This is a genomic window from Oleiphilus sp. HI0079 (genome assembly GCF_001635105.1).
Map to the genome: position 1 here is coordinate 1 of NZ_LWFT01000373.1, position 351 is coordinate 351.

Consider the following 351-nt stretch of genomic DNA (forward strand, 5'->3'; position numbering starts at 1 on the left):
AGACGAATCGATTGATGCGGTATGGCAATTTCGACAATGTAACCGGAGTCCGTTACTTGTGCTTCGGCAATCCAGTTAGAATCCCAGTCATAGTAATAACGATCAGCGACAGTGTTCTGAAGAACATCCGTTAACACACCGCTCGGGTTTACACGAAACTCATATTTTTTACTACCAGTACCTGTCGGATCAACAACCAAAGAAACATAATCGTCTTCCTTTACCGCATCGCGATTTCGAAATGCCGTTCTTATCTGGCTTGGATCTGGGTCTCGCGCATCGAACGCGAAAAAGGTATGCGTATCAGTCAACAACGCATAAACGTAAGTCTCAACACTAGCCTTTCCATAG

The 351-nt window shown here is 44.7% G+C and carries 1 protein-coding gene; it reads right to left on the bottom strand.

The window, feature by feature from the left end; all coding sequences use genetic code 11:
* A partial coding sequence (locus tag A3750_RS25915) for a hypothetical protein (RefSeq protein WP_231871720.1) occupies positions 1–351 on the bottom strand: 351 nt, incomplete at both ends.